The organism is Pseudoalteromonas sp. XI10 (genome assembly GCF_001469895.1).
Lineage (GTDB): Bacteria > Pseudomonadota > Gammaproteobacteria > Enterobacterales > Alteromonadaceae > Pseudoalteromonas.
Window position 1 is genome coordinate 21,101 of the sequence record NZ_LOPY01000052.1, and the last position, 25,787, is coordinate 46,887.

17 protein-coding genes and 1 tRNA gene are annotated in these 25,787 nt (G+C 43.0%); 6 read left to right on the top strand and 12 right to left on the bottom strand.

Features of this window, described 5'->3' with window-relative positions; translation table 11 throughout:
• Window positions 1-5 precede the first annotated feature (5 nt).
• From AUR67_RS15925 to AUR67_RS21055, 6 genes are all read right to left on the bottom strand, one after another.
• A complete protein-coding gene (locus AUR67_RS15925) occupies window positions 6-821 on the bottom strand; it encodes a DNA polymerase beta superfamily protein (protein ID WP_058586005.1) in 816 nt (271 codons plus the stop codon).
• Window positions 818-2,074, bottom strand: a complete 1,257-nt coding sequence (locus tag AUR67_RS15930) for a multifunctional CCA addition/repair protein (RefSeq protein ID WP_058586006.1) — start codon at window positions 2,072-2,074, stop codon at window positions 818-820. Before AUR67_RS15930 ends, AUR67_RS15925 begins: the two co-directional genes overlap by 4 nt.
• A gap of 15 nt (window positions 2,075-2,089) precedes the next feature.
• Window positions 2,090-3,118 (bottom strand): RNA 3'-terminal phosphate cyclase, encoded by a 1,029-nt coding sequence (gene rtcA / locus AUR67_RS15935; protein WP_063124318.1) that lies wholly within the window; start codon window positions 3,116-3,118, stop codon window positions 2,090-2,092.
• A gap of 2 nt (window positions 3,119-3,120) precedes the next feature.
• On the bottom strand, window positions 3,121-4,347 hold the full coding sequence (locus AUR67_RS15940; RefSeq protein ID WP_058586008.1) for an RtcB family protein: 1,227 nt from the start codon (window positions 4,345-4,347) through the stop codon (window positions 3,121-3,123).
• A gap of 28 nt (window positions 4,348-4,375) precedes the next feature.
• Window positions 4,376-5,530 carry a slipin family protein gene (locus AUR67_RS15945; protein ID WP_058586009.1) on the bottom strand — a complete coding sequence of 385 codons (1,155 nt, stop codon included), beginning with the start codon at window positions 5,528-5,530 and terminating at the stop codon, window positions 4,376-4,378.
• Between the two features lie 233 nt (window positions 5,531-5,763).
• A tRNA-Ser gene (locus AUR67_RS21055) sits at window positions 5,764-5,834 on the bottom strand.
• A 250-nt stretch (window positions 5,835-6,084) separates the two neighbouring features.
• Here AUR67_RS21055 and rtcR point away from each other — a divergent pair.
• Entirely contained in the window at window positions 6,085-7,677 is a 1,593-nt protein-coding gene (gene rtcR / locus AUR67_RS15955) for an RNA repair transcriptional activator RtcR (protein WP_235591850.1), read from the top strand.
• A gap of 96 nt (window positions 7,678-7,773) precedes the next feature.
• On the opposite strand, the gene AUR67_RS15960 is transcribed toward rtcR, so the two are convergent.
• The 3 genes from AUR67_RS15960 to AUR67_RS15970 all read right to left on the bottom strand — a co-directional run bounded on the left by AUR67_RS15960 (window position 7,774) and on the right by AUR67_RS15970 (window position 14,973).
• Window positions 7,774-10,989, bottom strand: a complete 3,216-nt coding sequence (locus AUR67_RS15960; RefSeq protein WP_082665652.1) for a S41 family peptidase — start codon at window positions 10,987-10,989, stop codon at window positions 7,774-7,776.
• Window positions 10,990-11,147: 158 nt separating this feature from the next.
• Entirely contained in the window at window positions 11,148-12,521 is a 1,374-nt protein-coding gene (locus AUR67_RS15965) for a hypothetical protein (protein ID WP_058586012.1), read from the bottom strand.
• A 28-nt stretch (window positions 12,522-12,549) separates the two neighbouring features.
• On the bottom strand, window positions 12,550-14,973 hold the full coding sequence (locus AUR67_RS15970; protein WP_058586013.1) for a TonB-dependent receptor: 2,424 nt from the start codon (window positions 14,971-14,973) through the stop codon (window positions 12,550-12,552).
• A gap of 138 nt (window positions 14,974-15,111) precedes the next feature.
• Here AUR67_RS15970 and AUR67_RS15975 point away from each other — a divergent pair, with 138 nt between their 5' ends.
• From AUR67_RS15975 to AUR67_RS15985, 3 genes are read left to right on the top strand one after another with little or no spacing between them, the layout of a single operon-like run.
• Window positions 15,112-15,615: a ZrgA family zinc uptake protein gene (locus AUR67_RS15975; protein WP_058586014.1), complete on the top strand. Its 504-nt coding sequence runs from the start codon at window positions 15,112-15,114 to the stop codon at window positions 15,613-15,615.
• Entirely contained in the window at window positions 15,612-16,079 is a 468-nt protein-coding gene (locus AUR67_RS15980) for a Fur family transcriptional regulator (protein ID WP_058586015.1), read from the top strand. Before AUR67_RS15975 ends, AUR67_RS15980 begins: the two co-directional genes overlap by 4 nt.
• A gap of 45 nt (window positions 16,080-16,124) precedes the next feature.
• Window positions 16,125-16,526 carry a MerC domain-containing protein gene (locus AUR67_RS15985; RefSeq protein WP_054563008.1) on the top strand — a complete coding sequence of 134 codons (402 nt, stop codon included), beginning with the start codon at window positions 16,125-16,127 and terminating at the stop codon, window positions 16,524-16,526.
• Between the two features lie 60 nt (window positions 16,527-16,586).
• On the opposite strand, the gene AUR67_RS15990 is transcribed toward AUR67_RS15985, so the two are convergent.
• Entirely contained in the window at window positions 16,587-16,832 is a 246-nt protein-coding gene (locus tag AUR67_RS15990) for a DUF3297 family protein (RefSeq protein WP_171037140.1), read from the bottom strand.
• Window positions 16,833-16,917: 85 nt separating this feature from the next.
• Window positions 16,918-17,382: an energy transducer TonB gene (locus tag AUR67_RS15995; RefSeq protein ID WP_058586016.1), complete on the bottom strand. Its 465-nt coding sequence runs from the start codon at window positions 17,380-17,382 to the stop codon at window positions 16,918-16,920.
• 178 nt (window positions 17,383-17,560) lie between these two features.
• On the opposite strand from AUR67_RS15995, the gene AUR67_RS16000 reads away from it, so the two are divergent.
• Both AUR67_RS16000 and AUR67_RS16005 read left to right on the top strand, forming a co-directional pair.
• Window positions 17,561-19,645 (top strand): TonB-dependent siderophore receptor, encoded by a 2,085-nt coding sequence (locus AUR67_RS16000; protein WP_058586017.1) that lies wholly within the window; start codon window positions 17,561-17,563, stop codon window positions 19,643-19,645.
• Window positions 19,635-20,780 (top strand): DUF1624 domain-containing protein, encoded by a 1,146-nt coding sequence (locus AUR67_RS16005; RefSeq protein ID WP_058586018.1) that lies wholly within the window; start codon window positions 19,635-19,637, stop codon window positions 20,778-20,780. The genes AUR67_RS16000 and AUR67_RS16005 overlap by 11 nt, the downstream gene beginning before the upstream one ends.
• A gap of 63 nt (window positions 20,781-20,843) precedes the next feature.
• Here AUR67_RS16005 and AUR67_RS21510 read toward each other — a convergent pair whose 3' ends face one another.
• Window positions 20,844-25,781: a S8 family serine peptidase gene (locus AUR67_RS21510; RefSeq protein ID WP_321166307.1), complete on the bottom strand. Its 4,938-nt coding sequence runs from the start codon at window positions 25,779-25,781 to the stop codon at window positions 20,844-20,846.
• Window positions 25,782-25,787 lie beyond the last annotated feature (6 nt).

Consider the following 25,787-nt stretch of genomic DNA (forward strand, 5'->3'; position numbering starts at 1 on the left):
GAGTTTTAGGACTCACTGTATCTTGCTAATGTTTCTTTAAATAACTGATTTAAAGCATCAAAATCGACGACTTTCTTCTTTACGTTAGCTGTGTAGTTTTCATGCCGTGTTAACTCTGCTTCGATAAACTCATTAATTACAGGCACAGCTGGCGCGTATTCTTTTTCTAAGCTTACCCGTTTTCGGGCGAGCAAATCTGAAATCGCAGCATCCAATGCAAGGTTCTCTTTGACAAGCTCCCTTAGTATATCAAACTCAATTGGGGCTGGTTCATCGTATTTTTCGAGCCACATAATCGCCAGTAGTGGTCGTAATACGTAAAAGTATTTTTTCAGCGGAACGCGCTCTTTTTTCAGATACTCTCTAAAGTTACCTTTTGCCATATGCAAGTAATGATAAATGCCTTTATGAGATGACACTATCTGTGGCATTAGTCGCTTTGCATGTGCAGCAAAAAAGCCATCATCAACATAGACTATGGGTGATTGTATCCACTCAATAAACGCGGGATTTGATTTGCTGAATAGCTTGAGTGCTTTACGAATATCCCAACCATTTATATCGATTTCATCGACGATTGGGTATTCAATTACATCTCTTTGCTCTTCAACATCAATTGCTACATACCAATCTTTAGCATGCGCATAAATAAAGCGCACATCATAATCACTGTTAGGACTTGCAAATCCCCATGCTCGGCTACCCGACTCAATAGCAAATAACACTTTAACGTTATGTTCTGCTTCTGCGGCTTTTATGCGTCGCATTATTTCAGCTCTTACACTGTCATCGATTGCTGAGTGTGCTGTTGTGTTATTCATTTTGTTTCCTTACTACTTTGCTCTGTGAGGTAATCTCGTAGTTGCTTTATTTCTGCTTCGCGAACTGCTTTTCCGATGGCTATGCCGCTTTTACCTTGGCGTATTGCTTGTTGCACAAGTGCTTTTTTATCTAGCTTGTTTAGTTGTTTTACTAAATCCAGTGCAAGTGTTCGTTGCGCATAAGGCCGATGTATAAAACTTGGCCCCCGTCCTTGCGCATCACACTGACACGCATCCAAAAACTGCAAAAACCGCGCAGGCTTATTTTGCGCATTTAGCTTGTCGACAAGTAATTTATGTAATGTTTTTGGTTTTAGCAGTGTGATTTTGTGACAACGCGTATGATTGTCACTGGTTAATGCTGCCAGCTCATAAAACCGTTTAGGCACTTTTAAACGCTGACAAAACGCCTTGATCACTGCTACGCCGCGTTGTTCATGGCCATGTAAATTGCCGTTTAGCTCAAAGCTCGTCGCCTTGCCAAAATCATGCGTTAATGCGGCAAAGCGAGTTTCTACATCAAAATTTAGCTGAGCCGCTCTTTGCAAAACTAAAAGTGTGTGGGTGTAAACATCGCCCTCAGGGTGGTGTTCTTTTGGTTGGGGAACACCACTCATTGCATCTATTTCTGGAAACACACCTAAACCATACAACGTCTTGAAGTAAAGCTCAGGGTGGGGCTCAGCAAGTGCTTTTTCTGTTTCTTTCCAAACCCGTTCTGGCGTTAAATAAGCTAATTCACCTTGTTGGTGTATTTGCATCATTAATGCCTTGGTATCAGGATGTATACTAAAGCTTTCACCAAAACGAGCTAAAAATCGAGCCACTCTCAATACACGTAATGGATCTTCAGCAAATGCGGCTGATGTATGTCTAAGTACCTTGTTATTTAAATCTTGTTGGCCGTTAAATGGGTCTATAAGCTCGCCATCGGCACTCATCGCCATTGCATTGATAGTTAAGTCCCGTCGCGCAAGGTCATCTTCTAGAGTTACGCTGGTACTGGCATTCACCGTGAACCCTTTGTAGCCACGACCTTGCTTTCGTTCAGTGCGAGCGAGGGCATATTCTTGCTTGGTGGTTGGATGTAAAAATACTGGAAAATCACTACCAACAGTTTCAAAGCCTAGGGCTAACATGGTTTCTGGTGTTTCACCCACAACAACAAAGTCTTGATCAGCTGCCGCTCTGTTTAGCAATTTGTCGCGAACTGCACCGCCGACTAAATAAACATGTTTTAATGTGTTTTCCATTGCCGATCATCCTAATTAGGTATCAGTTAATGATACCTGCCAAAGGTTATCATCAAGCTGAGTAAACGTTATCTTTACATGCAAAAGCGTTTTTATGACCTCTGCATTGGTTAAGCTGTGCAAGCTTGGTTCACTGGTTTTGAACTCGCCTTTACCGGCCAAAGCTAATGGCAAAAGTAGTTGATCTGCCAGATGTTCTTCTACTGCCGCTGCTGATTGGGTAAATTGTGTAACCTGCTCTACTGCTTTGAGAGCCACTTTTTGTGCTGCAATACCATGTTGACCAATAACTTCAAAAATACTGTTATGGGTGTCTGATGTTATCTGTAGCTGCAAGCTGTTTCCTGCTCCAATACTTTCTACACGAGTTATCGTGGTTTCAGCGCCTGTCCAATCAAGGTATTGTTTTGCAGTGCTAATTTCACGCTTCGCAACATGCCCCGGTAACTTGTTAACAAGTACTTTAATCGCCTTCTTGGCATCCTTCGTTGGCTGTGCAAAATGCGCAAAGGGCTTTAATGTTTCACACGGGTAAATGGTTAACTGCCATTTGCCACCACCGGCAGGATAAAAGCCATACTTGGTAACAGTGAGCTCACAATACACCCCCATTTTTGCTAAAGCTGGCAAATAACAGTGCTCAAAAAAGCACAGTGAAGGTGACATGCCATTATGTGTGCCACCTTCAAAGGTTATGGTAGAGGGCTGCTTTGCTGTCGCTAATGCCAGTAATACAGTTTGGCATACAAGCGTTGTACTGCCTGCTGTGCCAATCGCAAAGTGATAATCACCCGCTTTTATTTGTTTAGGCGCAAAGCGAATATGGTTTGAGCCTAGTTCAACTCCTGCTGTTTCGGCATCACAGATTTGTTGTGCTGCTAACACACAGGTTAGGTGCTGGCGTAACAGGCCAGGCTTTTTTCGCTTGGCCCGAATATTAACAACTTCAATGGCTTGCTTGGTTAACATTGATAAGGTGAGGGCGGTGCGAAGTACTTGCCCTCCGCCTTCACCTTGTGCACCATCAATTATTAAATAGTTCATTATCATCCTTTTACGCAGACTATTTGCTTTAGTGTATGTACAACCTCAACCAAGTCTTGCTGTGCTGCCATAACCTTTTCAATATCCTTGTACGCATGCGGAATTTCATCAATCACCGCAGCATCTTTGCGGCATTCTACCCCTTGGGTTGCCGCTATTTGATCTTGAATATTAAAGACCTTTTTAGCTTTTGTACGTGACATGACTCGGCCGGCTCCATGACTACAGCTATTAAAGCTATCTGGGTTTCCTAAGCCGCGAACAATAAAAGAGCGCGCTCCCATACTTCCGGGAATGATCCCCATTTCACCTTTTTGTGCACGTACCGCTCCTTTGCGTGTTACAAAACAATCTTTGCCAAAGTGATGCTCACGCGAGATATAGTTATGATGACAGTTAACAGCAAGCTCCGCGGTTTCAAAAGCGATAGGTATTTGCTTTTTAAGCGCTTTGATAGCGTTAAACATCATGATCTCTCTGTTTTTAGCTGCAAAATCTTGCGCCCATTCCACAGCCTCAACATAGTCATCAAAGTATTCGCTTCCTTCTTTCAGATACGCAAGATCCATATCAGGTAAGTTGATTTGATGACGCTCCATCTCTTTTTTAGCCAGCTCGATAAAGTAAGTGCCTATGCGGTTACCAACTCCCCGGCTACCTGAGTGCAGCATGATCCAAACTGCATTGTTTTCATCTAGGCAGAGCTCTAAAAAATGATTGCCTGTGCCCATCGTACCTAGGTGATTTACATGATTACTGTTTTTAATTGCAGGGTGCTTAGCGCAGATTTTTTCAAACCGCTTCTCAAGTTTTTGCCACTCACCTGCAACAACATCAGGAATATTATGCCAAGCACCTCTGTCGCGAGCCCCTCTACCTCGGCCCGTTCGACCATGTGGTACCGCAGCTTCAAACGCATGACGAATTGCCGCCAGATTATCGGGCAGTTGCGAAGCCGTTAACGTTGTTTTAGTTGCAACCATGCCGCAACCAATATCAACACCTACCGCTGCGGGGATCACTGCATCTACAGAGGGAATGACGCTACCTATTGTGGCGCCTTTGCCCATGTGAACATCTGGCATGACCGCGATATGAGAATGAACTAGCGACATTTGCGCAATATTATTTAACTGAGCAATAGCTGCATCTTCAAACGGTACGCCTTTTGTCCATGCCTTTATAGGTACCTGTCCTTGTTGTTCGATTGTGTTGTAGTTATTACACATAATTTGATTCCTTACTCGTCCTAGCCTGTTAGGCTATTTTTACGACCCCGTTCATTAGCCCTTCAAGGCCGCCATAAACGGTTAAGTTATTTATTTTTTCTGCGACTTTCTCTAATGCCTCTAACTCTTTAAGGCGCATTAGCGTCGGATTGTTGTCAATTACTTTCGCGGTGTTGTGTAAGCTGCGTGTTGCTGATGTTTCTTCACGTCGCTTTATTACATTTGCCTCAGCTGCTTTTTGCGCTTCGACCACTTGATTTAAAATGGCTTTCATCTCGCCCGGTAAAATAATGTCTTTTACACCAACGCCAGATAGAGCAATACCAATCTCCTTAAGTTGTTCAATCACCAGCTCTTTCACTGTTTCATTGATATACAATTTATCTAATAAGATATCATCGAGCGTTTTTGTACCAACCGCTTCTCTGAGTGCTAGTTGTAGAGTTTTGTAGATGAATTCATCCAATTTATCTACGCTCTTTGCTGCAAGCTCAGCATCCATCAGCTTGATATTGGCAGTTAAATTAATGCGCAGGCTAACTCGGTCTTTGCTGAGAATTTCTTGCCCAGATACTTCTACGCTTTGTGTTCTACAGTCATAACATTTCACTTCAATATCATGGTTAAATTGCCAATAGGCATGAATGCCTGGCTGCAACTTCCCAATAAAGTGGCCGTTAATGTAAAGTAAGCCTACATGCTCTTTCGCGACTTTAAACTCGGCAATCGGTTTGATTGCGACTGTTTTTTCGCTTCTAATTAAGCGAGTTGCGCTATTTGCACCTGCTCGATTAACTAAATTTAATAATTGCTCAGGCACCGCTTGAGTGCTGTTGAGAGTAATTCGTTCAAGTTTTATAGTCCCTGCATCTTGCCAAATATATAAGTGCTCACCAGGAGCGACGATCCCTTGTAGTAAATCATCAACGTACAACATACCTAGTTCGTTGCTCTCAAGTTTCCAGTGACTTATATGCTGTTGCAAGATTGGGTTATTGCGGTACAAACGTTCGGTATTTCGCTCTGAGAAATACAGCGAGTTAATATCAAAGGTGACAAACTCAAGCTGCTTGTGAAAATCCCAATAACGGTGCTTTCCTGGCATTAACACGTCTGTTAGTTGCTGGTCTTTAAAAACGAGCACTCTTTGGTTCTCTGCTACTAATTGTGTTTTTCTTAACATGTTCTATTTCCTTATTGATTGTTAGCAAGTGTGTATTTGTTAACTGAAAAAGGCTTTGGGCGTCGCAATAACAGGGAGCATCCGGCTTGCTGTTATCGTTCATGCTTAAGCGTTTATCAGTCAGCGCAAACAACGACTTACTAACATTTAAAGTTACGATTTTGACTAAGGCGGGATTTGAACCCGCAACATCCAAATTGGTTTTGGTGCTCTACCTGTTTGAGCTACTTATAGTATTAAGATGGGAATCGAACCCATGACCGACGAAATCATTTCGCTGCTCTACCTCTGAGCTACATTAATAGTTTTGTGATTAGGCATACGTGTTCACAGTGTGTCACGCACCAGGGTGATATTTGAATCACTCCTAATTAATCACACTTCTCTATTCCAAGAGCTGTGCCACAACTAAAAAAGAGTGTTTTTTATTTTTTAAAACAATGATTTTTATGCTTTTTATTCTGTTTTTGTAGTTTGTGCTGTGTGATGAGGCACTTGACGATAGTGTTATTTGGTATTTAAATAGATATGGTTTCTATCTATAAGGATATATTTTGAAAAGTACGATTGTGGTGAGTATTCTCGGAACTCAATTAGACTATGTGGGTAAGCGCGTAGACCGTTGGGCAAGATGGCGACCCAATGTCAGTTTATGTAGTCAAGAAGAGTTCATCGTTAATAAGCTGTATATGATGCATGACACTCATAGCTCGCGTTTAGCGAATAATGTTGCAGTAGATATTGAGTCGATTTCCCCAGAAACCACGGTATGCCTTGAAAATATTAACTTTATAGACCCTTGGGATTTTGAAGAGGTTTACGCCAAGCTTTATGATTGGTGTCATCAACAGCGTTTTGATACTGATCAGCACGATTACTTTTTTCATATCACGACTGGCACTCATGTTGTGCAGATATGTATTTTCTTATTAACCGAGAGTGGTCATTTTCCTGGGCGTTTAATTCAAACATCACCCGATAAGCATAATCAAAATAAAGCGACAGGTAAGATTCAAATTATTGACTTGGACTTATCTAAGTATGATCAACTTGCCACTCGTTTTGATAAAGAGCATTTAGAAGGTAATGCATTTTTAAAAGGCGGTATTCAAACTAAAAACAGTGCATTCAATAAGTTGATTGCGCAGATTGAAGTTGTGGCTATTCGTTCAGATGATCCTATGCTTCTGACGGGCCCTACGGGAGCTGGTAAAAGCCAGTTGGCAACGAGAATTTATAAACTGAAAAAGAAGCGCGCCATTTTAAAAGGTGAGCTTGTGTCGGTTAACTGCGCCACGTTACGTGGTGAAAATGCCATGGCTGCTTTGTTTGGCCACACAAAAGGAGCTTTTACAGGTGCTCAAAAAGAGCGAAGCGGTTACTTACTAACTGCAAATAATGGTGTGCTGTTTTTAGATGAAATTGGCGAGCTTGGTTTAGAAGAACAAGCAATGCTGTTACACGCAATTGAAAATAAGACCTTTCATCCAGTGGGCAGTGATCAAACTGTTGCGAGTGATTTTCAACTCATAGCTGGCACTAACAAAGATTTAAAAGCCGAAGTCGAAAAAGGGCTGTTTCGTGAAGATTTATTAGCGCGTATCAATTTGTGGAGCTATCAGTTGCCGGCATTAAAAGACAGAAAAGAAGATATACCAGCCAACATTGACTATGAAATGGGTTTATTTGAGCAAAAAAGTGGGCAGCGAATTCAATTCAATAAAGAAGCAAAGCAGCTGTTTGAGCAGTTTGCTATGTCGAAGCGAGCGGTATGGCGTGGAAACTTTCGTGATTTAAGCTCTGCAATTACTCGTTTATGTACTTTAGCGAGCTCTTCGCGTATCACCGTGAGTGATGTTAATGACGAAATCGCACGGTTACAAGACTCATGGCAATCTAATGTGCAACCTAAAGCCTCTAATCGCCTTGTTCACTATTTGTCAGAAGAGCAAATAGCGAATTTAGATCAGTTTGATATTGCTCAGTTAAATTATGTGCTTAGTATCTGTGAGCAGCATTCAAGCATGGCCTCAGCTGGTCGTGAATTATTTGATGTGAGTCGTACCAAAAAAGCACAAGCCAATGACTCAACTCGATTACAAAAATACTTACGTAAATTCAATTTAGCATGGTCTGACTTAGCTTAAATTATTTGTATATACAAGTTAAAAGGTAGCTCTTTTAATTAAAAATAAACCCCGCATTGCTGCGGGGTTTTTTGCTTTTTAACAACCAGTTAAGAATTAAAAGTCAGTCGGTGCTGGTGGCACGGTGAGTGGCTTTTTCGGGTTGTCTTTTAGCTCTTTTAATAGCTCTTCTACGGCACGTTCAATCGATGGATCTTTACCTTGGTAGATTAGCTCTGGGCGGTCAACAACCTTGATATCTGGGGTGACACCTTCGTTTTCGATAATCCAGTTGCCATCGTTATCTAAAATGCGGAATGTTGCCGCGATAACTTGGCCGCCATCTACTAGGCTTGGGTTACCCGAAATACCAATTAATCCACCCCAAGTACGGGTACCAATAAGCTTACCTAACCCCGCTTGGCGGAAGTAGTAAGGAATAGCGTCACCGCCAGAACTTGAGTAACCATTGATCAGCATGGCTTTTGGACCATCATGAGCAAATTGTGGTGTTTTCGTTGGCTCAACACCACGGCGCTTCCAGTAGTTAAGCGGTTTACGAGCAAGCCAGGTGATCATGTGCTCAGGAATAAAGCCACCGCCATTGTATCGGTCATCAATAATCATGGCGTCTTTGGTAGTTTGCGGCATGTAGTTTTTGAACATGGCGCGGTTACCTTCGTAGGCCGTATTTGGTAAGTGAACATAACCAATACGGCCATTTGATAGCTTATCAACGTAGGCTGCACGAGAGTTAACCCAGTCTAAATAACGGAGGCCTTGTTCGCTCGCTACAGGCTTAACGGTAACTTGCCATGCACCTTTGCTGCGCGGCTTACTGTTAAGGACTAGCTCAACTTGCTCACCTTGAGTGTTCTCTAGTAATTCGTAGAAGTTAGCGACGTCTTTTACTGAGCGGCCATTTACGGCAATGATGTAGTCGCCGTTATGTGCTTTTACCCCTGTTGTGCCAAGTGGTGAGCGGAAGTCTTCATGCCAGTTTTCACCTTGGAAGATTTGCTCAATTTTTACGTATCCTGATGGATCGCTGGCAAGTTTTGCACCCAATAAGCCGTGCTTTTTACGCTCTGCTTTTGGCATATCACCCGACTGCACATAAATGTGGCCTGAGTTAATTTCACCTGCGATTTCACTGAGAATGTAATCTAGGTCACTACGGTGTGAGATAGCATCAGCCATAGGTTGATACTTGGCTAAAATTGCGTCCCAATCTTGGCCGTGATGGTTTTCATCGTAGAACCAATCACGTAATGTACGCCAGCCTTCAACATACATTTGCTGCCATTCAATTTGTGGCTCAATTTTTAAGGTCATGTTACTAAGATCAAGCTTATTCGCTGCTAGGTCTTGTTTTGCTTTAGGCTCAATTAAGCTGTAATCGTTACCCGCATGTACTAACAGATGTTCACCGTTGCTCGAAATAGTATAACTACGAACCCCTTTAGCCACGGTTTCAAGCTCGCTATCGTGAGCTGTGCCTATCAATTGTAGGCCGCCATTAGCCAGTGTTAGCACGCCACCTTTTACTGCCGTTAAACCGCGATAATCTCCAGCTGGCGCATTTAAAGCGGTAACGCGCTGCATAAAGTCACTGCTTTGCAGGCTATTTTTCGCTTTCTTGTCGTCATCTTTTTGTTTATCGCTGACGATCGCTGTTTCGTCACTTTGTAGTGCGATAAGTGGTTTGATGCTGTCATTTACGGCTGCGGCATAAATACGCGTTGCACGATTAAACATGTAGTCAAACTCGTAGCTGCTGAAGGCTAAGTTAAAGTCGCGCTCAGAACTAAAATACAGGTATTGACCATCAGGAGAGAAAGTTGGGTTTTGCTCATTGGTCATTTCATCCGTTAAGCGAGTCACTTTCTTTTTATCAACATTGTAGTGCCACAGCGAGGCATAGCGGTTTTCATTGTTTTTCACATAGACAATGTCTTCGCTATTTGGCGACCAAGTATACTGGCGAATGCCTTGTTCATCGTAGATGCTGGTATCAATTTTGTGTTGTTTACCCGATTTTGCATCTATCCACCAGAGTGTGTGGTTTTTATCTGCAAATAACAGTTTTGAGCTATCTGGTGACCAAATTGGTGTAAAACGCCAAATAGTTCCGTTGCTGGTTAGCTGCTTGGTGGCATTATTTTTACTGCGGTCTTTTAAGTAAATTTCGTATTCGCCACTTTCATCGCTCATATAAGCAATATAACGGCCATTTGGCGACCAACTTGCGTCAATTTCGCGGCCTTTTGCTGTGTAAGATAAGTTACGTGTTGGGCCTTGTTTAACCGGTACGCTAAATAGCTCACCGCGGGCAGTAAAGAGTGCACGCTTACCATCATGAGAAATCGACATTGAGTCGATAAAGTCACTCACATTTTTTGTGTACGGCATTGCGTATTGACGCACACCAGCAATGTTAATGCTCAGCTTGCTGCTTTTTTGAGTTTTTGGATCAAAGCGATAAAGGAAACCACCATTTTCATAAACAACAGCATTTGGGCCAGCTGATGGCCACAGTACGTCAAAGTCTTTATGGTTGGTTAGCTTTTTCGGCTCAGCGCCTTTTTGGTATTGATACAGGTTAAGGGTGTAATCACGGTCAGATACAAAGTAAATGTTGTCGCCAACCCAGGTTGGTTGCTGATCGGTAGCGCGGTTAGTGGTTAGCTGCTCTGAGGTATTGTTTTTTAGATCGTAAACCCAGACATCTTGTGCACGACCGCCACGGGTGCGTTTCCAAGTACGAAATTCACGGTCAATTGGCGTGTAAACATATTTACTACCATCTGGCGAAAGCATCCCGCCGCCGGTTTCTGGAATAGCCAGAGGTTGCTCAAGGCCACCGTCAGCAGGCACCATATATGGACGACCCATACGTTTACCCCACGGTGTGCGGTTAGCACGAAATACCACATTTTTGCCATCCGCTGTCCAATCGAGAACACGATAATCAAAACCGCCGCGTGGTGGCATTGGGCCAACATCGTTGTAGTAGGTCAGTTGTTTTAAGCCAGAACCATCGCTGTTAATTACATAAATTTGGCGGCTGCCATTGTACTCTGCTGCAAAGGCAATGCGTTTACCGTCAGGTGAAAACTTAGGGAAGGTTTCAAAGCCAATATGGTCGGTTAAGCGTTTGCTCTCGCCTGTTTGCGTATTAGCAATGTAAATATCACCACCGTAAACAAAGGTAACGTTTTGGTTATGAATATCAGGAAAACGCAGTAAGCGCGTGTCTTTAGTTTCGTAAGCTGATGCCCAAGGTGCCAGTGTCGCAGCCATGGCCAGTGCCAACGTTGTTAGTTTTTTCATGGGATTACATCCTATATTGGGAACTGTTACATCATAACCATTAAGGCTTAAATAGCGATGCAGTTGCGATGAAAGGTCTGTTACAAAATATGAATAAAAAAAGGTTGGCAGTAAATGCCAACCTTTGCGAGCTATGTCATACCATAAAACATAACTTCTTAGTGGTCGTGATCGTCACTTTCTTCTGCGATACCTAACCAAGTGATGGCGCTTGGTGCAAAAGTCAGTTCAAGATCACCTTCAATTTCAAGATCTTCGATATGTACTTTTAGTACGTGCTGAGCGATAGGATCAGCAACGTAAACAAACTCACTATTTTGTGACACAGTCATGCTGAAGTTCATATCCTCTGGCATTGTTGTTACGTCTTCTTCAGTGATATCTACTTTACCGGCAAGTTCCCAGTGCATGTGGCCGTCGTGCTCATGGGCTTCAAGCACGTTTAAAAAGCCTAAGCTATCAAGTACTAAAAAGTGCTCACCGCTTGCTGAGAATGAGTAAGATACAGCACTTGCGCCTTCATCAAGTTGCCACTCAAGTACTTCCATTTCAGCTTCGCTTGGATTGATACTTACAAAAACACCCGATGCAATTGCAATAAAGCTTTCACTACCTTCATGGCCATATAATGTGCCAATACGTGTATCACCTAGAGCATCTATATTGGCGATTTTTTCTGCATGGTATTCATCGTCATGTTGGTGGGCTACCAGTACACCGTCACCACAGCCAAATGCTACATAATCATGGTTTTGCGCTGCACCGTGTAAGTCAGGGCAGGTAACTTCAAATGTTTGTTCAAGCTCATATTCACCGTCATGAAGGTGGAAAACACCCACTTGATCCGGCAGGATTTTAGCGTTTGAAGTGCTTTCGCTATCCGCACGGCGCAATGTTGCAACTAGGTGCTCGCCACGTGGCTCTGCAACACCATGCATATTGATGTCGTACTGAATACCAGCAAGCGTCTCTGTTTCGTTAGCAATGTCGTTATCGGTTAACACTTCTACAGAGGCAACTGTACCTGCATCGGCATTACCATCGTAAAACACGGCCATTTGGCCATCATGTTTAACGATGTGAGTCGGGCGGCTGCCCGTTGTTAGCTCGTAGTCACTAAATGCAGGGCCTTGTTTATAATCATGTAAATGCTCGCCATGATCTTCACGCCATAAACCGCCATCGATAAAACCTAAGTAATCTTGGCTGCGGTTAGCAATAACTGCATAACGGTAGCTTGGTGAAACATTTAGTGAGCTTGACTCATGGATAAGCGAAAACGTTTCTAGTAGTGAGTCGTCATCTAAATCAAAGATATTCGCTTCGTTGCTATCAGCTGCTAAAACCGCTAAACGGCCCATTGAGTCAATGGTATAACCGTCATCATGATCGTGATCATGGTCATCACCACTGTCGTCAGGAACCTCGATAGGGTCTTTCTCAACAATATTTGTTTCTGCGTCACCACATGCGGTGATCAGGGTGCTACTAATTGCCAGTGCCAATAGTTTTAATCTAAATAAGTGTGTCATGTAGGTTTCCTTTATTTGTAATTTTGTTTTAGAAGTAGCCGCGAACACCAAGCGCAAAACTACGCCCAGGGCGTGGTGCAATATCTTTTAAGAATGAGCTATGAACGCGGGCTTCTGTGTCCGTTAAATTTGTGCCTTTTAAATAAAGCGATAGGTCTTGGTTCAATACCGATAAGTCATAAGAAATGCTGGCATCAACAAGGGTATAGCCGTCTGTTGTGGTTTCTTCTTGTGCTATGCGGTCTTGTTCTTGGTAGCGCGTAACGTGAATATTTGCCGTTAGATTCTCTGTTTGATAGCTAAACTCAGTACCAAAACGCAGTGGTGGAGTACGCGGTAAATCTCCGCCGTCTTTCAGACGCGCGCGAACATAATCAGAGAATAAGTCGACTTTAAATTCGTCGGTTAGCTGCCAAGCAACTTGTGCTTCAAAACCATGTAAAATCACATCGTCTGTTTTAAATAAATAAACCGGTAGCTCAGATGAATGATCGTGATCTTCTTCGTGATTATGTTCGTCGCCATGGTCGTGATCATGACCGCTTTCAGCGTATAGGCCTGTGTTAATCTGGTAATAATAGTTATCTACTTGGTTGTAAAACGCATTGAAGATAAAGCCAACATCACCTTCTGTTTTACGGAATGTCAGGTCGATATTATTTGCCGTTTCTAAATCGATAGCCTCTTCTGATAGCTCAAAATGACCATCATGAGTATCGAATAGCGCACCAACTTCATAAGTTGCAGTACCAATGTGTGGGCCGAAAGATAACAGCTCAGAAGCAGACGGAGCACGCTCAGAACGCGATACCGATAAACCTAGGTTATAACCTGGTGTAAAATCCCATACTACACCTGTTGATAAACTGACCGGTGTAAACTCTTGGGCAACATCAAATACACGTGTGTAGTTTGATTCTTCGTGGTCATGATCATGGTCGTGCTCATCACCGTCTTCATCATGTGCATGGGCGTCGATCTCAGGTAACAGCACATTATTAGCATCAATAGTAACTCGCTCAACACGACCACCTAATTGCACTAAAAAATCGCCAAAGTGCTTTTCTTCCATAATTGCAAAAGCAATACTTTCAGTAACAGAAGGAGGGGTGAATGCTTCTGAGCCTTGTGCTTCTACATCACTTTTTTTGTAATGAAAGCTAACGCCACCATTCCACTCATCAAATTGGCTATGCAGAATGTCAACGCGCAGCTCATTGGTTTCATTTTTGAAAGTTGTGCCTACAGCACCGTGCTCTATTTCAGCGTGTTCGTAGTCTGTGTGGCCTGCACGTAAGTTAATTTTGCTTAGCCACTCACTGTCGATATTGTATTCACCAAGTAGCTGAACTTTGGTTTGTTCAAGATCAGCAAAAACAGCTTCTTCTTCGCTGTGCTCCTCTTCATGGTTATGTCCTTCATGCTCTTCTTCTTCACCATGAGTATGGCCAGGAATACCGTATTGGCGGTTAAACTGCTCAACCGCAACACCAAGGTAACCTTGCTCAAATAAGTAGCTAGTACCAACAGTAAAGCCATCTGAGTCTTCATTACTGTTTTCTACTACGTACTTTGAGCTGTGCTCTGTGTCGTCAATATCGGCGGCAACAGGTACTTCGTAATCGTCTGATTCACGCCAGAATGCATCAGCATAAAAGGCAAATGACTCTGTTCCTGTGGTGGCATTAAACGAAGCAACTTTTTGCTCATCTACAGAGTTATGTTCTAGATTCCATTCACCACGTGTTGTGCTGTCTGTTGGTACGCGGCTGTCAACTACGTTGACGACACCACCAATTGCACCGCTGCCATAAAATAGAGTTGCTGGACCACGCAATACTTCAATTTGCTGCGCTGTTGATGCTTCAGATGCTACTGAGTGATCAGGACCAACACGTGACACATCACTTACATCTAAGCCATTTTGCGTAATTAAAACACGTGGGCCGCTTAAACCACGGATCACAGGCGTACTGGCAACCTTGGCATGAAAGTTTGTGTTAACGCCCGGCAGCTTTTCGAGGCTATCGCCAAGCGTTGATGCTTGTTGGCGTCTTAATTGTTCGCCAGATAACACACTAACAGGTGAGGCAGATTCCATAGCCGACATATGAATCGGCGTTGCTTCAACATCAATCACTTCAATCGGTGAGCGCTTTAGGTTAAAGGTTGCGCTGTGGTCTTGGTCATTGGCAAGCGTGATATCTCGATGTAAGTGAGCATAACCTGGCGCTGAAATATGTAGCTCTTTTAAGCCGTTATTTAAGCCGCTGATTTCAAACTCACCTTTGTCGTTAGTTGTTACTTTTTGATCAGACCCTTCAAGGTCAACTGTGGCATTAGCCACCGCTTTACCTTGGTTATTTAAAACAATGCCTTTGATTGATTGCGCCAAAACACTGGCTGGTAATAACGCTGCTATGACGACAGCCACTCTTGAGATGTTATTCATTATTCACCATTTTGGATATGTTATAATGTATCAATTGTGCTTTAATTGTTATAATGTATCAAGTGTGAATCGACGAATGAGTTTTATTCTTTTTTGTAACAGCATGTTTAAAGTGAGGTAAATGGAGTGATTGGGGTTATGAAAGCAGCAAAATTAGCAGTGATATGCTTTATGGTTGGATGTATCTTTTCAGCTCAAGGGCATCAACACCATCATCATTCACATGGTGAGGGAGTGCTTTTTGTGGTTCATGATCAAGACAAGTGGCAGGTTAAGTTCATTTTACCGGCTGGAGATATTTTTGGCTTTGAGCATCAGCCCGAGACAGCTGAGCAAAAGCAAACCATTAAACAAACGTTAGCCCAATTAGCAAATTCTCAGCAGTTAGTGACATTTAACGGCGAATGTAAGCTTACTCAAGCAAATTTTGAAAACCCATTTGAGCATCACACTCATGATTCACATCAAGACTTAGAAGTTGAATACTCGTTTAGCTGTGATAAGCCCGTTTCTAAAGTCACTGTTACTTTATTTGCATGGGCTGAAGCAATATCTGTTATCGAAGCACAGTGGATCACAGAGCAAGCGCAAGGGATAGCAGAGCTGACAGCAACAAAACCTTACATTGAGTGGCCGCTATGAATAAACAGCGATTAACCAGCACACTTAATAAAGCAAAGCAGGTATGCCTTGAGCATGGCAGAAAATTCACCATTCAGCGCAAGCAAATACTGCAAATATTACTAACTACAGACGTGCCGTTATCGGCCTACGAATTGGCCAGTTGCTACAAGCTGCGCACAAGTTCAAGTGTATCTGTTATGTCTGTTTATCGAATCTTGAGCTTTTTAGAGTCGGTAAACCTTGTTCGCAGGCTTAATAGTGCTAACAAATATATCGCTTACGGTACCGACAGTGAGGTTTTTAAGCGTGAGACTTCTTTGTTTTTGATTTGCCGTCACTGCCAAAAAGTTGAGACTTTAGCGGTTTCACAGAGTGACGTTGCAAAGCTTTTCCCTCATTTTGATGATGCAGGTTTTACCTCACAAACAAAGCAATTTGAAATGCTGGGAGTATGCAATGAGTGCCAAGCAAAACTTGCTTGATGCACTTTTTATAATTCATGTGTTCAATTTTGTAGGAATTATTCAGTGAAATTACAAGAAATAATGGACAAGTTTGCCATCGGGTTATCAGCTATGTGTGCTATTCACTGTTTAGCTGTGCCTGTGTTATTGGTTTTATTACCCAGTGCTGCAGCACTGGGTTTAGGTAACGAGCAATTTCATTTTTGGATGTTAGTTGCGGTACTGCCAAGCAGCTTATTAGCACTATTTTTAGGGTGTAAAAAACATAAGCGTTATCGATTATTGATGCTAGGTGGTGCAGGGCTGGTGTTGTTGTCTGCAGCGGTGCTGCTTGGCGAAAATGTTATTGGTGAGGCTGGCGAAAAAGTACTTACTTTATTGGGTTCGCTCTTTGTCGTCACCGGGCATTGGTTTAACTTTCGCTTGTGTGGGAAAAAACGAGGGGCTGAGTGTCTAAGCTCGTAAAGATATAAACTTGTTGACCAACCATTGTGTTGGCCAACAAGCTAATTCAGCAAAACTGAATTACTTGTAGAATACTTCTACAGTGCCTTTTACCTTTAATAGTAAAGGTTGGCCACGGCGATCAAGGGCTTTTGGAGAAGCGACTTTGATCCAGCCTTCGCTGATATTATATTCTTCAACGTCAAAACGCTCTTTGCCGTTAAGTTTTACACCAATTTCATGCTCGAAAACTTCTTCCACATAAAATTTACTACGTGGATTGATAGAAAGTTGGTTTGGTAATTCTGGTTTTTGTGTATCAGTCATAGTTGCGATCTGCATTGAATAAATTGTGCGCCATTGTAGGCAATAGCTGGCATTGGCTCAAGTATCTACACGGCAAATTTATTGTTTACTCGCAGGCTTGTTCTGAATGCTCAACGCACATGGCAACGGCTTCACTCTTTTTATCGAAGTCGTGCGTTAAGCAGTAGTCAAAACGCATGGTTAACTCAATCACTTGTTCATCCGTGCGCTCTGGCCATTGCCAGTCTCTCACTATTTGCCTTGCTGCCTTTCTAACGTCTTTACTAAAGCGCTTAGGTGCTGAATTTTCAATATTTAAGTTTTTCACATTGCCTTCTGGCGTTACCTGAAAATTGACAATTGCGCAGCCACTGCCTTGTCGATTTAGCAGCCCTGTCGGGTATTGTACATGGTGCATTGGTGGCAGCCGTTGCCAGCTAGGCTTATCTGTAGTGGTATCGAGTACCTGCGCTTGAATATCAACAAATGGAAATTTACGTGATAAATCAGGGTTTGCGAATGAGCTGATTGATGCGCATACGAGCGTTAATGCTAAAAGTGATTTATACATAGTTTTCCTTAACTTGTTTGTTTTTTAATCTAGTCCCAATTTAGCGTTAAAAATTATCTTTGTAAACTAGAGGGTTGGCTAAAAATTAAGGGATAAATGTATTGTTATACTATAACCTATTTTTTATTTATGTTATTTTATAACAAATCATTTCCTTTAACTTTTACAATCAGACCTTATGAAGTACTCAACTCTTAGTTTAGCCTTAGCTGCGGCGTTTGCAGCGAATACACATGCAGCTGATAACAGCGATATCGAAACGATCACCATTGAACATAAACAGGCGTTTCGTGGTGATATTCCAACAAAAGATTTACCGCAATCGATCACCACATTAAGTAAAGACATGATGACTGACAACGGTATTACTAAGTTTCGTGATGCGCTGGATTTTTCTGCCAGTATTACTCGTAAGAATAATGGTGGAGCACTGTGGGATAGCTATTCAATTCGTGGTTTGTCTGGTAACGAAAATATGCCGTCTGGGTACTTAGTTAACGGTTTTAGTGGTGGTCGCGGCTTTGCAGGCCCGCGTGATGTATCAAACATTGAATACATCGAAGTATTAAAAGGACCTGGCTCAGCACTCTATGGCCGCTCGGAGCCGGGTGGTACCGTAAACATTATTACTAAAAAGCCACAGTTTTATCAGCAAGGGCAACTTCAAGCTGAGTTCGGTAGCGATGATCACAAGCGTATTCAAGGTGATTACACTAATGGTTTAAGCGATGATTTAGCATTTCGTATCAATGGCGCATGGCAAGATAGCGACAGCTTCAGAGACTATGTACACCACGACAAATTCGTGATTACGCCTTCGCTTTATTATCAAATCAACGATAACTCATCGCTGACTTATGAGTTTGAGTATGTTGACCAACAGCAAATGTATGACCGCGGTATTGTGGTGTTAAATGGTGATTTTGATACCGTGCCTGAGTCACGCTTTTTAGGTAACCCAAATGATGCACCAACTAAGGTGCACTCACGCGGTCATCAATTAAATTACAGCAACGATCTAAACCAAGATTGGAGCTTGTTATTAGGTGCTAGTTACCGTACTGCAACGCTAACGGGTTATTCGTCAGATGCTGAGCTTTCACCATCGCGCCAGTCATTATTTGATGATGGCAGAACTTTAACTCGCCAGCACAGATATCGTGACTATGAGTCTGATGATTTATCGCTGCGTTTTGAATTAAGCGGTCACTTTGATGTTGCCGGTATCACCAACCATGTATTGATTGGTGTTGACGGTTACGACTATGAGCTGCGCACTGGGCTTTATCGCTACCGTGGTGGTAATGGCACTTACACCATTGATATTTATGAGCCAGAGTACAGCACTACTGAAGGCCCTGAAGTGGGCATGCAGTACGAAAATAACGAACAGCAAAATGCGTACGGTATTTACCTGCAAGACCAACTAGATCTAACCGATAACTTAAAAGTGATGTTAGGTCTGCGTTTTGATGAAATTGAACAAGATATTTTTGAGACTAAGTCTGGTGTGGCATCAAACAGCAAAGAAAACCGAATTAGTCCACGTTTTGGTGTGGTTTACGCACTTAATGACGACATTAACCTTTACTCAAGCTATTCAGAAGGCTTTTTACCACTGAGTGGCACCGATGCAGAAGGTAATCCATTCGGTTTTGAAGAAAGTGACTCGTTTGAAGTGGGTGTTAAATTTAGCTACGCCAATATCAGCGGTACGCTTGCTTATTTTGATGCAAGCAAGAGCAACATGCTGGTGGCAGACCCAGTAAATGTGGGTTATTCAACACCTGTAGGTAAAGCAAATAGCACAGGTTTTGAGTTAGACTTAACAGGTTCATTGGGTGACAATACCGAGTACAACCTATCTTATGCCTATGTTGATGCCGAGACTGCAACAGACAGTCTAAATGTTGACTGGTTAGTGCCAATTCCTAAAGGTAGTCCACTTGTGAACGTACCAAAGAATAACCTTTCGGTTGGCTTAAACCATGACCTAAATCTATTCGCACAAGAAATAAAGATTGGTGGTCATTATCAATATGTGTCTGACCGTTTGGGCGACCCAGCTGATCTCACTTTCCGTTTACCGAGTTACCAAACTGTTGGTTTATTTGCTAAATGGCGAGCGACTGAACGTACTACGGTATCACTGAATGTTGATAACGTGTTTGATGAACAGTATATTGCCAGTTCTTACAATGCATTGTGGGCCTACCCGGGGGCGCCGACGCAATTTAAACTTGGCGTAAGTTATGACTTCTGAGCAAGTTAAAAGCCGTATTCACAGTATCGACATCATGCGTGGTGTCGTTATTCTGCTGATGTTACTTGATCATGTGCGAGAGCGATTTTTCTTGCACATGCAGGTGGCTGATCCCATGGTGGTTGATACAACTACGCCGGGGCTGTTTTGGAGCCGCTTTGCTGCGCACTTTTGTGCACCAACCTTTATCTTTTTAACCGGTTTGTCGGCGTGGCTTTATAGTCATCCCGCAAGTGGCGTAGCGCGCTCAGCACGAAGCTTTTTAATCAAGCGAGGGCTTTTTTTAATCGCCCTCGAAGTGACCCTGATTTGTTTTTCGTGGATGGGTTACTACCACACCATTTGGCTACAAGTGATGTGGGCGATTGGTCTTTGTATGCTGGCATTAGCGTTATTGATTAAGCTGCCACGCAACCTATTGCTGGTGCTTGGTTTAGTTATTGTATTTGGCCATAACTTACTGACCCCAATCAGCTTCACTCCTGATGAGTTTGGCTACTCGCTGTGGACGATTTTGCATGACCGAGGCTATCTATCACAAGGTGGTTTAATCGACGTCAAAATTAGCTACCCAGTGCTGCCTTGGATTGGCGTTATCTTATTGGGTTACTGTGCAGGTCCTTTATATGCACACACTCAATCGGCGGATTCACGTAAACGAGCATTGCTGCTGTTAGCCCTGTTATGTGTGGGGTTATTTGCGCTGCTGCGTGGTTTTAATATTTATGGTGAAACTTTGCCGTGGCAAACGTTTAGCACCACAACCGAAACCATGATGTCGGTGTTTAACGTGACTAAGTACCCACCGTCACTGAGCTTTTTGCTGATCACATTAGCAGGCATGTTTGTTGGCTTATGGTTATTTGAAAGACCATTAAACCGCTTTACTAATGCGCTACGTGTATATGGCTCTGTGCCTATGTTCTTTTATATTTTCCACCTCTATGTACTGCTATTTATGTATCAAATAGGCATGCTGATCTGGGGGGCAAATCAAGGGCAATATTTAGGAGTCAGTGATATATCAGGTATTTGGTTTATTACTTTGTTGCTGGCAATAGGGCTTTATTGGCCAACCAAGAAGTTTAGTGAATACAAGCGTAAGGCTAACAAGCCTTGGTTAAAGTATTTATAACGAAAAATGCCGATATGCTAAGCATATCGGCATTACCTACTTACTATCCTAATTAACTAATCCTTAGTTAATTCGAGATTTTTTACGACGAAGTGCCATCAGTGGTGCAACTGCTAGTAGTAACCAGCCGAATGAACCGCTTGATGATTTCTTGTCTTTTTCAATCTCTGCTTCTGGAATCACTGCCTCAGGGAAAGTACAGCTACCATCGTCAGTATTGGCGCTTTCATCATAGTTAGTTGCTGAGCTGTCAGTACAGCCAAGCTCTTCACCATCAGACATCACCGATAATACAAATGAACTCATTGCTGCATCAGTTGGGTTAACGCTGTCGCTAACTTTTACTGTGACATCAATATCACCATGGAAGTGCGCCGCTGGCGTGATAGTCACAGTGCTACCTGATGTGTGACCAGATACTTCATAAGTGAAGTTTTCACCTAACACTTCGATTTGGTTGCTCACTTGGTTTTCGTCAGCATAAAGCACGTCAAAACTAATCGTTTCGTTCTCTGCCACCGACATATCAGTTAAGGCTGCCATTTCTAGGTTACCGATAACTTCTAGGTCAAGGGTGATGGTTTCATCATCTGCGCCAACTAAACCATTTGTAAGTGATAGTTGATGCGTTTGATTCGCCGCTTGCTCACCAATGTACGCTTGGAATTTCACGTCAAACTTAGAGATTTCAGGGCCTGTGTAGTCAAGACACACAACCAGTTTGTCGTGTAGTACTTCGTCCATATTGTCGAAGCCGTACTTGTTACCAATGTTTAAATCGATTGGAATATCACCACTGATAAAACCACGGCCATCAGCAGCTTTTAAGCCGATAGAACCTTGTGCATCAACCAAGCTTAGGTTGTCATAAGCAAATAGTAGCTCGTATTCACCTGGCTCATAGTCAATGCCCATACGCATGAACATTTCAACATCAACAGATTGGCCTTCAGTTCTTGAACGTTGGATATTATCCCACTCAAGTACTAACCACTCACGCGATACCGTGTAAGTTGGTGTGATACCGGCGTTGGCGTCATAGTTACCGTAACCACCATCAACACGCTCTGGGATAGTGTTGTCACCAACCCAGAATGGTGCAATTAGGTAAGGCGGCGGTGGCGGCTGAGTGTAACCTTCTGGCAGTTCAACGTGGAATGGCGTTGTACGGCCTTGCGAACCAAATGTGACTAAGCCAGCTGGGTTAAGTTTAATTGAGTCAAAGTGGTACTTATTAAAGAATGGGAATGACACATCAAGATTAGTGTTCATGATTTCTTTAAATGTGTACTCAAACTCGTTGTAGTAACGACCTTCAACACCTTCTAGTGTACGCCAGCCAAGCTCACGTAGTTCTAAGTAATGAGGATCTGGTGAATGCGCCGATGTTAATGAACACATTTCGTCTGTGATGTTGGTGGTAATGTTATAATTACGCTCAACATTTTTAGTCGTTTCTTGAACACCAACTAGTGCTAGAGCGTTGCTATCTAGCATTGGTGTTACTGGCGTTGAGTTAGATGCGACAATGCTGTCAGGAACAATGTCTACGCCCGCAGGGAACTCAGTGTTTAGTGCAAATTGACGCGCTTCATCTTCGTTATTAGCAATAACGCTGATTTCGAAGTCAACTAAATCACCCACAAATGCTTTGTCTTTGTTAGCTGTAAAGGTCACGTCTTTATCAACTTGCTCGATGATCACTGGCACAAAACCAAGATTACCCGCATCTTCTGGGTTGCTACCAATATCAAAGCCACCAAAGTAGATATCGCCCACTTCCATATCAGGTAGGTTATAAGCAAGGTCAAGCTCAAGCTGGTCATAACCTGGTACGCTGCTTGGGCCTGTTACGGTTAATGAACCATTGTCTTCAGTGCTCACAGCTGTTGCAAACGATACTTCGATACCTTCATCAACCTCACCATACGATAGAGTCTGTAGGCTCATGTATAACGTAAAGTATTCACCCGCTTCAGGGTCAACAATATTACAGAAGTTAGTTAGGGTGTAGCTCGTTGACATACATAGCGTTTCTTCATAAGACGCGATACCATCACCGTTGCTATCTTTACCCATGAATACAAGTACACGTGATGTGTCGTTCATGACGCTTGCGCTTAGCATTTTTGCGTCTTCTGGCACTGTAGTCCACTGAATGTGGTTGTTGTTTACAGCTTCGCCTTCACCTTCAGCCTCTACGCTATCGAATGGATCGCCTGGTGTGGTGTCGTTGAATAGGTGTACTGTTTCAACTTGGCCTTTTACTAAGCCGTACGATTGTGTTGTTAGGTTGCTGATTTCATCAGTATTGAATGGGCCCACTTTCATCGTTGCAGAACGGCGGTGTGCATCAATTTGAATATACTCAGGTAAACCGGTATCACCAGCGAAAGTCCATACAGGCATTTCTAAAATTGGTGATTCAGGGTTGCTTGAGGTCATTACGATTTGACCTTGGTTACCTGTGTAATCAACAATTTCTTGTGGTGTTGCTTGTTGGCTTGCTTCAACCGTAACAACAATGCTTTGTGTTTCACCTGCTTTGATATCAAAGTTGCTTGGCTCAACACTAATTTTGCTATTACCAATCCAGTTTTCTGTATGAAGTGTCCAGCTTGCGTCTTCTGTCGCTGTAAAGGTTCTGATAAACGTACACTTAAAACCACAGTCATTATCAACCATGTAAGCTGTGTTTAGTGCTTTTTCACGGCCACCAAGGCTTGGGTTAGCTGCATTCATGTTAGCAATGGTTTCATCAAGCAATAGGCCTGCTTTATCAGCACGCTCAACTTGCATTTTACCTGAACCCATTTCAGCAAGAGCAGCATCAAAGCCATCATCGGTGTAGTTGTTTAAGTACTGTGCTAAAGCAACTTGATTGTTTGCAGTTAACATCAATGCTGATTGAATTTGCATTGGTGTCCAATCAGGATGAGATTGTTTTAACAATGCTGCCGCACCCGCAACGTGTGGGCTTGCCATTGATGTACCAGACATAGATTGCCAGTCTGAAGTTGCAGGGTTGCTAGTAAATGGTTGATCGTCTGATGATGGCGCATAGATATCAACACCCGGAGCCGCAAGGTCTACAAGTAAGGTGTCAAAGCCAAAGTATGATGGGCCACGACCAGAGAAGTAAGCAATGCGGTCTTTATCTACAGCATCTACAGTACCTTCGGTTGCTTCAATGGTACCCATGTGGCTGTCGCCTGTGCTTAGCCAGTCAAGTAAGCTCGTACCATCGACGTTTTTAATGTGAATGGTAGGAATAGGGTAAGACACTGAAGGAATCGTGTAGCGATCGTAAAATGATACATGGTTATAAATAATTAAACCTTCAGCACCACCTGCCTCTACGTTCAGCGATTTAGAGTACAGCGGGTAAGAACTACGCTTACATACGACAATTACATCTTGTGCACTTTCGTCGATAGCGGTTGCTGGGTCATCAACTAAATCAAATGTACCCTCAGGGAATGGCTTGTCACAGTTGGCAAGTGCATAGCTTGAACTTTCATTTGGATTTTCAAAATCAGTTGCGGCAACGATTAAACCTGTTAGCTCGTTAAAGTTTACACCTGCACCAGCAAATGGTCCTGGCGCTGCAGTATCGCCACCAGTTAGGTTTTTAAGTTGTTTGTTACCAAAATTGACTTTAGTTGAAGGCGTATGAGCTGCAACTGTGGTTACCCAAGGTGAAGAGTGGTCAGCCGTTGAATATTCAGGGCCGCTGTTACCTGCCGCTACCGCCACAAATACACCGGTTTCAGCCGCATTCATGAACGCTTGCTCAATTGGGTCGCTCCATGGATCTTCTTCAAGGCCACCTAATGAAGCATTCAGTACGTCAACATTATCTATAGCAGCTTGTTCAACAGCAGCTAAGATTGCGCTTGTTGGACAGCCTGCATAAGGGTCACCAGAATTACCTGGCCAACATACTTGGTATGAAATGATATTAGCGTGTGGCGCCATACCTGATACTTGCGGGAAAGTTACATTGGTTTCTAAACCAGATGATTGGCTTTCATACTCAGTCAGTTTGTAGGGAATATCGTAAAGGATATTACCTGCTGCTGTACCTGCAACGTGTGAACCATGGCTATGATAGTCTTCACCATTTTCTGGGCGAGTCTCTTCAAATACAGTATCAACGTAGGCTGCGGTGATCTCAGGGTAAGAATAAACACCAATTAGCTTGTCGTTACACAGATCAGCAAATTCAGCAGTCGCACAGTCACCTAGGTACTTGTCGCCTAGAGGGTTGGTGTGAGTGTAACCGTCGCCGCCTACTGCTGCGAATGATGGGTGATCGGTATTGATACCCGTATCAATGATACCTACAACCGTGCCTTCACCTTTGTTGCTGCTAGGGTTGCTAGCACTTGCGCTCCAAAGTGCAGAAGCACCGGTTTGCTCAATGGTATTGAAAGTATTTAGGCTGTAGATTTTTGAGCGAGTGATCTTCTTAACACCTGCCACTTTAGCAAGTCGCTTCGCTTCATCTTGTGTCATTTGGGTGGTGAAACCGTTTAATGTCACATTGAAAGTGCGCTCAACATTTAGCTGTAAGCCTTGCTGACTCATCGCAGTACTCAGTACTGATTGGCGCTTACTTGCTAGGTGGTTAGCGTAAGTTGCAATCGCAGGCTGCGCCATATTAAGCGTTGAGCGCGTTGTTGCTTGTTGCGTCTGCATTACCACATCTTTAGTGCTCGCAAGCCCTTTAACACCACCTTGGTAAGTCGAAATTGGTGCATCGTCCAGTTGCACGATATAAGTTTGAATACCACTAATATCTTTCTCTGGTGTGAAAACGCGGCTTTGTTTTTTAACTGTGTTATTAACCTTGTCTTCCCACACAAATTCATTGCTAATGGTTTGCTTTGGCGCATAGCCTGCTGGCTGTTCTGGCCATGCTTGGTCATTTAGCGCAGCAGCAGACGTACCTACACCTAAATAAAGTGCAGATGCGACCATCACTGATACTTTTTTCATATTGAA

Excerpts from the sequence above, each read along its gene's own strand:
- AUR67_RS15925 (WP_058586005.1), bottom strand. The coding sequence starts at position 821 with ATGAATAACACAACAGCACACTCAGCAATCGATGACAGTGTAAGAGCT.
- AUR67_RS15930 (WP_058586006.1), bottom strand. The coding sequence starts at position 2,074 with ATGGAAAACACATTAAAACATGTTTATTTAGTCGGCGGTGCAGTTCGC.
- rtcA (WP_063124318.1), bottom strand. The coding sequence starts at position 3,118 with ATGAACTATTTAATAATTGATGGTGCACAAGGTGAAGGCGGAGGGCAA.
- AUR67_RS15940 (WP_058586008.1), bottom strand. The coding sequence starts at position 4,347 with ATGTGTAATAACTACAACACAATCGAACAACAAGGACAGGTACCTATA.
- AUR67_RS15945 (WP_058586009.1), bottom strand. The coding sequence starts at position 5,530 with ATGTTAAGAAAAACACAATTAGTAGCAGAGAACCAAAGAGTGCTCGTT.
- AUR67_RS15960 (WP_082665652.1), bottom strand. The coding sequence starts at position 10,989 with ATGAAAAAACTAACAACGTTGGCACTGGCCATGGCTGCGACACTGGCA.
- AUR67_RS15965 (WP_058586012.1), bottom strand. The coding sequence starts at position 12,521 with ATGACACACTTATTTAGATTAAAACTATTGGCACTGGCAATTAGTAGC.
- AUR67_RS15970 (WP_058586013.1), bottom strand. The coding sequence starts at position 14,973 with ATGAATAACATCTCAAGAGTGGCTGTCGTCATAGCAGCGTTATTACCA.
- AUR67_RS15975 (WP_058586014.1), top strand. The coding sequence starts at position 15,112 with ATGAAAGCAGCAAAATTAGCAGTGATATGCTTTATGGTTGGATGTATC.
- AUR67_RS15980 (WP_058586015.1), top strand. The coding sequence starts at position 15,612 with ATGAATAAACAGCGATTAACCAGCACACTTAATAAAGCAAAGCAGGTA.
- AUR67_RS15990 (WP_171037140.1), bottom strand. The coding sequence starts at position 16,832 with ATGACTGATACACAAAAACCAGAATTACCAAACCAACTTTCTATCAAT.
- AUR67_RS15995 (WP_058586016.1), bottom strand. The coding sequence starts at position 17,382 with ATGTATAAATCACTTTTAGCATTAACGCTCGTATGCGCATCAATCAGC.
- AUR67_RS16000 (WP_058586017.1), top strand. The coding sequence starts at position 17,561 with ATGAAGTACTCAACTCTTAGTTTAGCCTTAGCTGCGGCGTTTGCAGCG.
- AUR67_RS16005 (WP_058586018.1), top strand. The coding sequence starts at position 19,635 with ATGACTTCTGAGCAAGTTAAAAGCCGTATTCACAGTATCGACATCATG.
- AUR67_RS21510 (WP_321166307.1), bottom strand. The coding sequence starts at position 25,781 with ATGAAAAAAGTATCAGTGATGGTCGCATCTGCACTTTATTTAGGTGTA.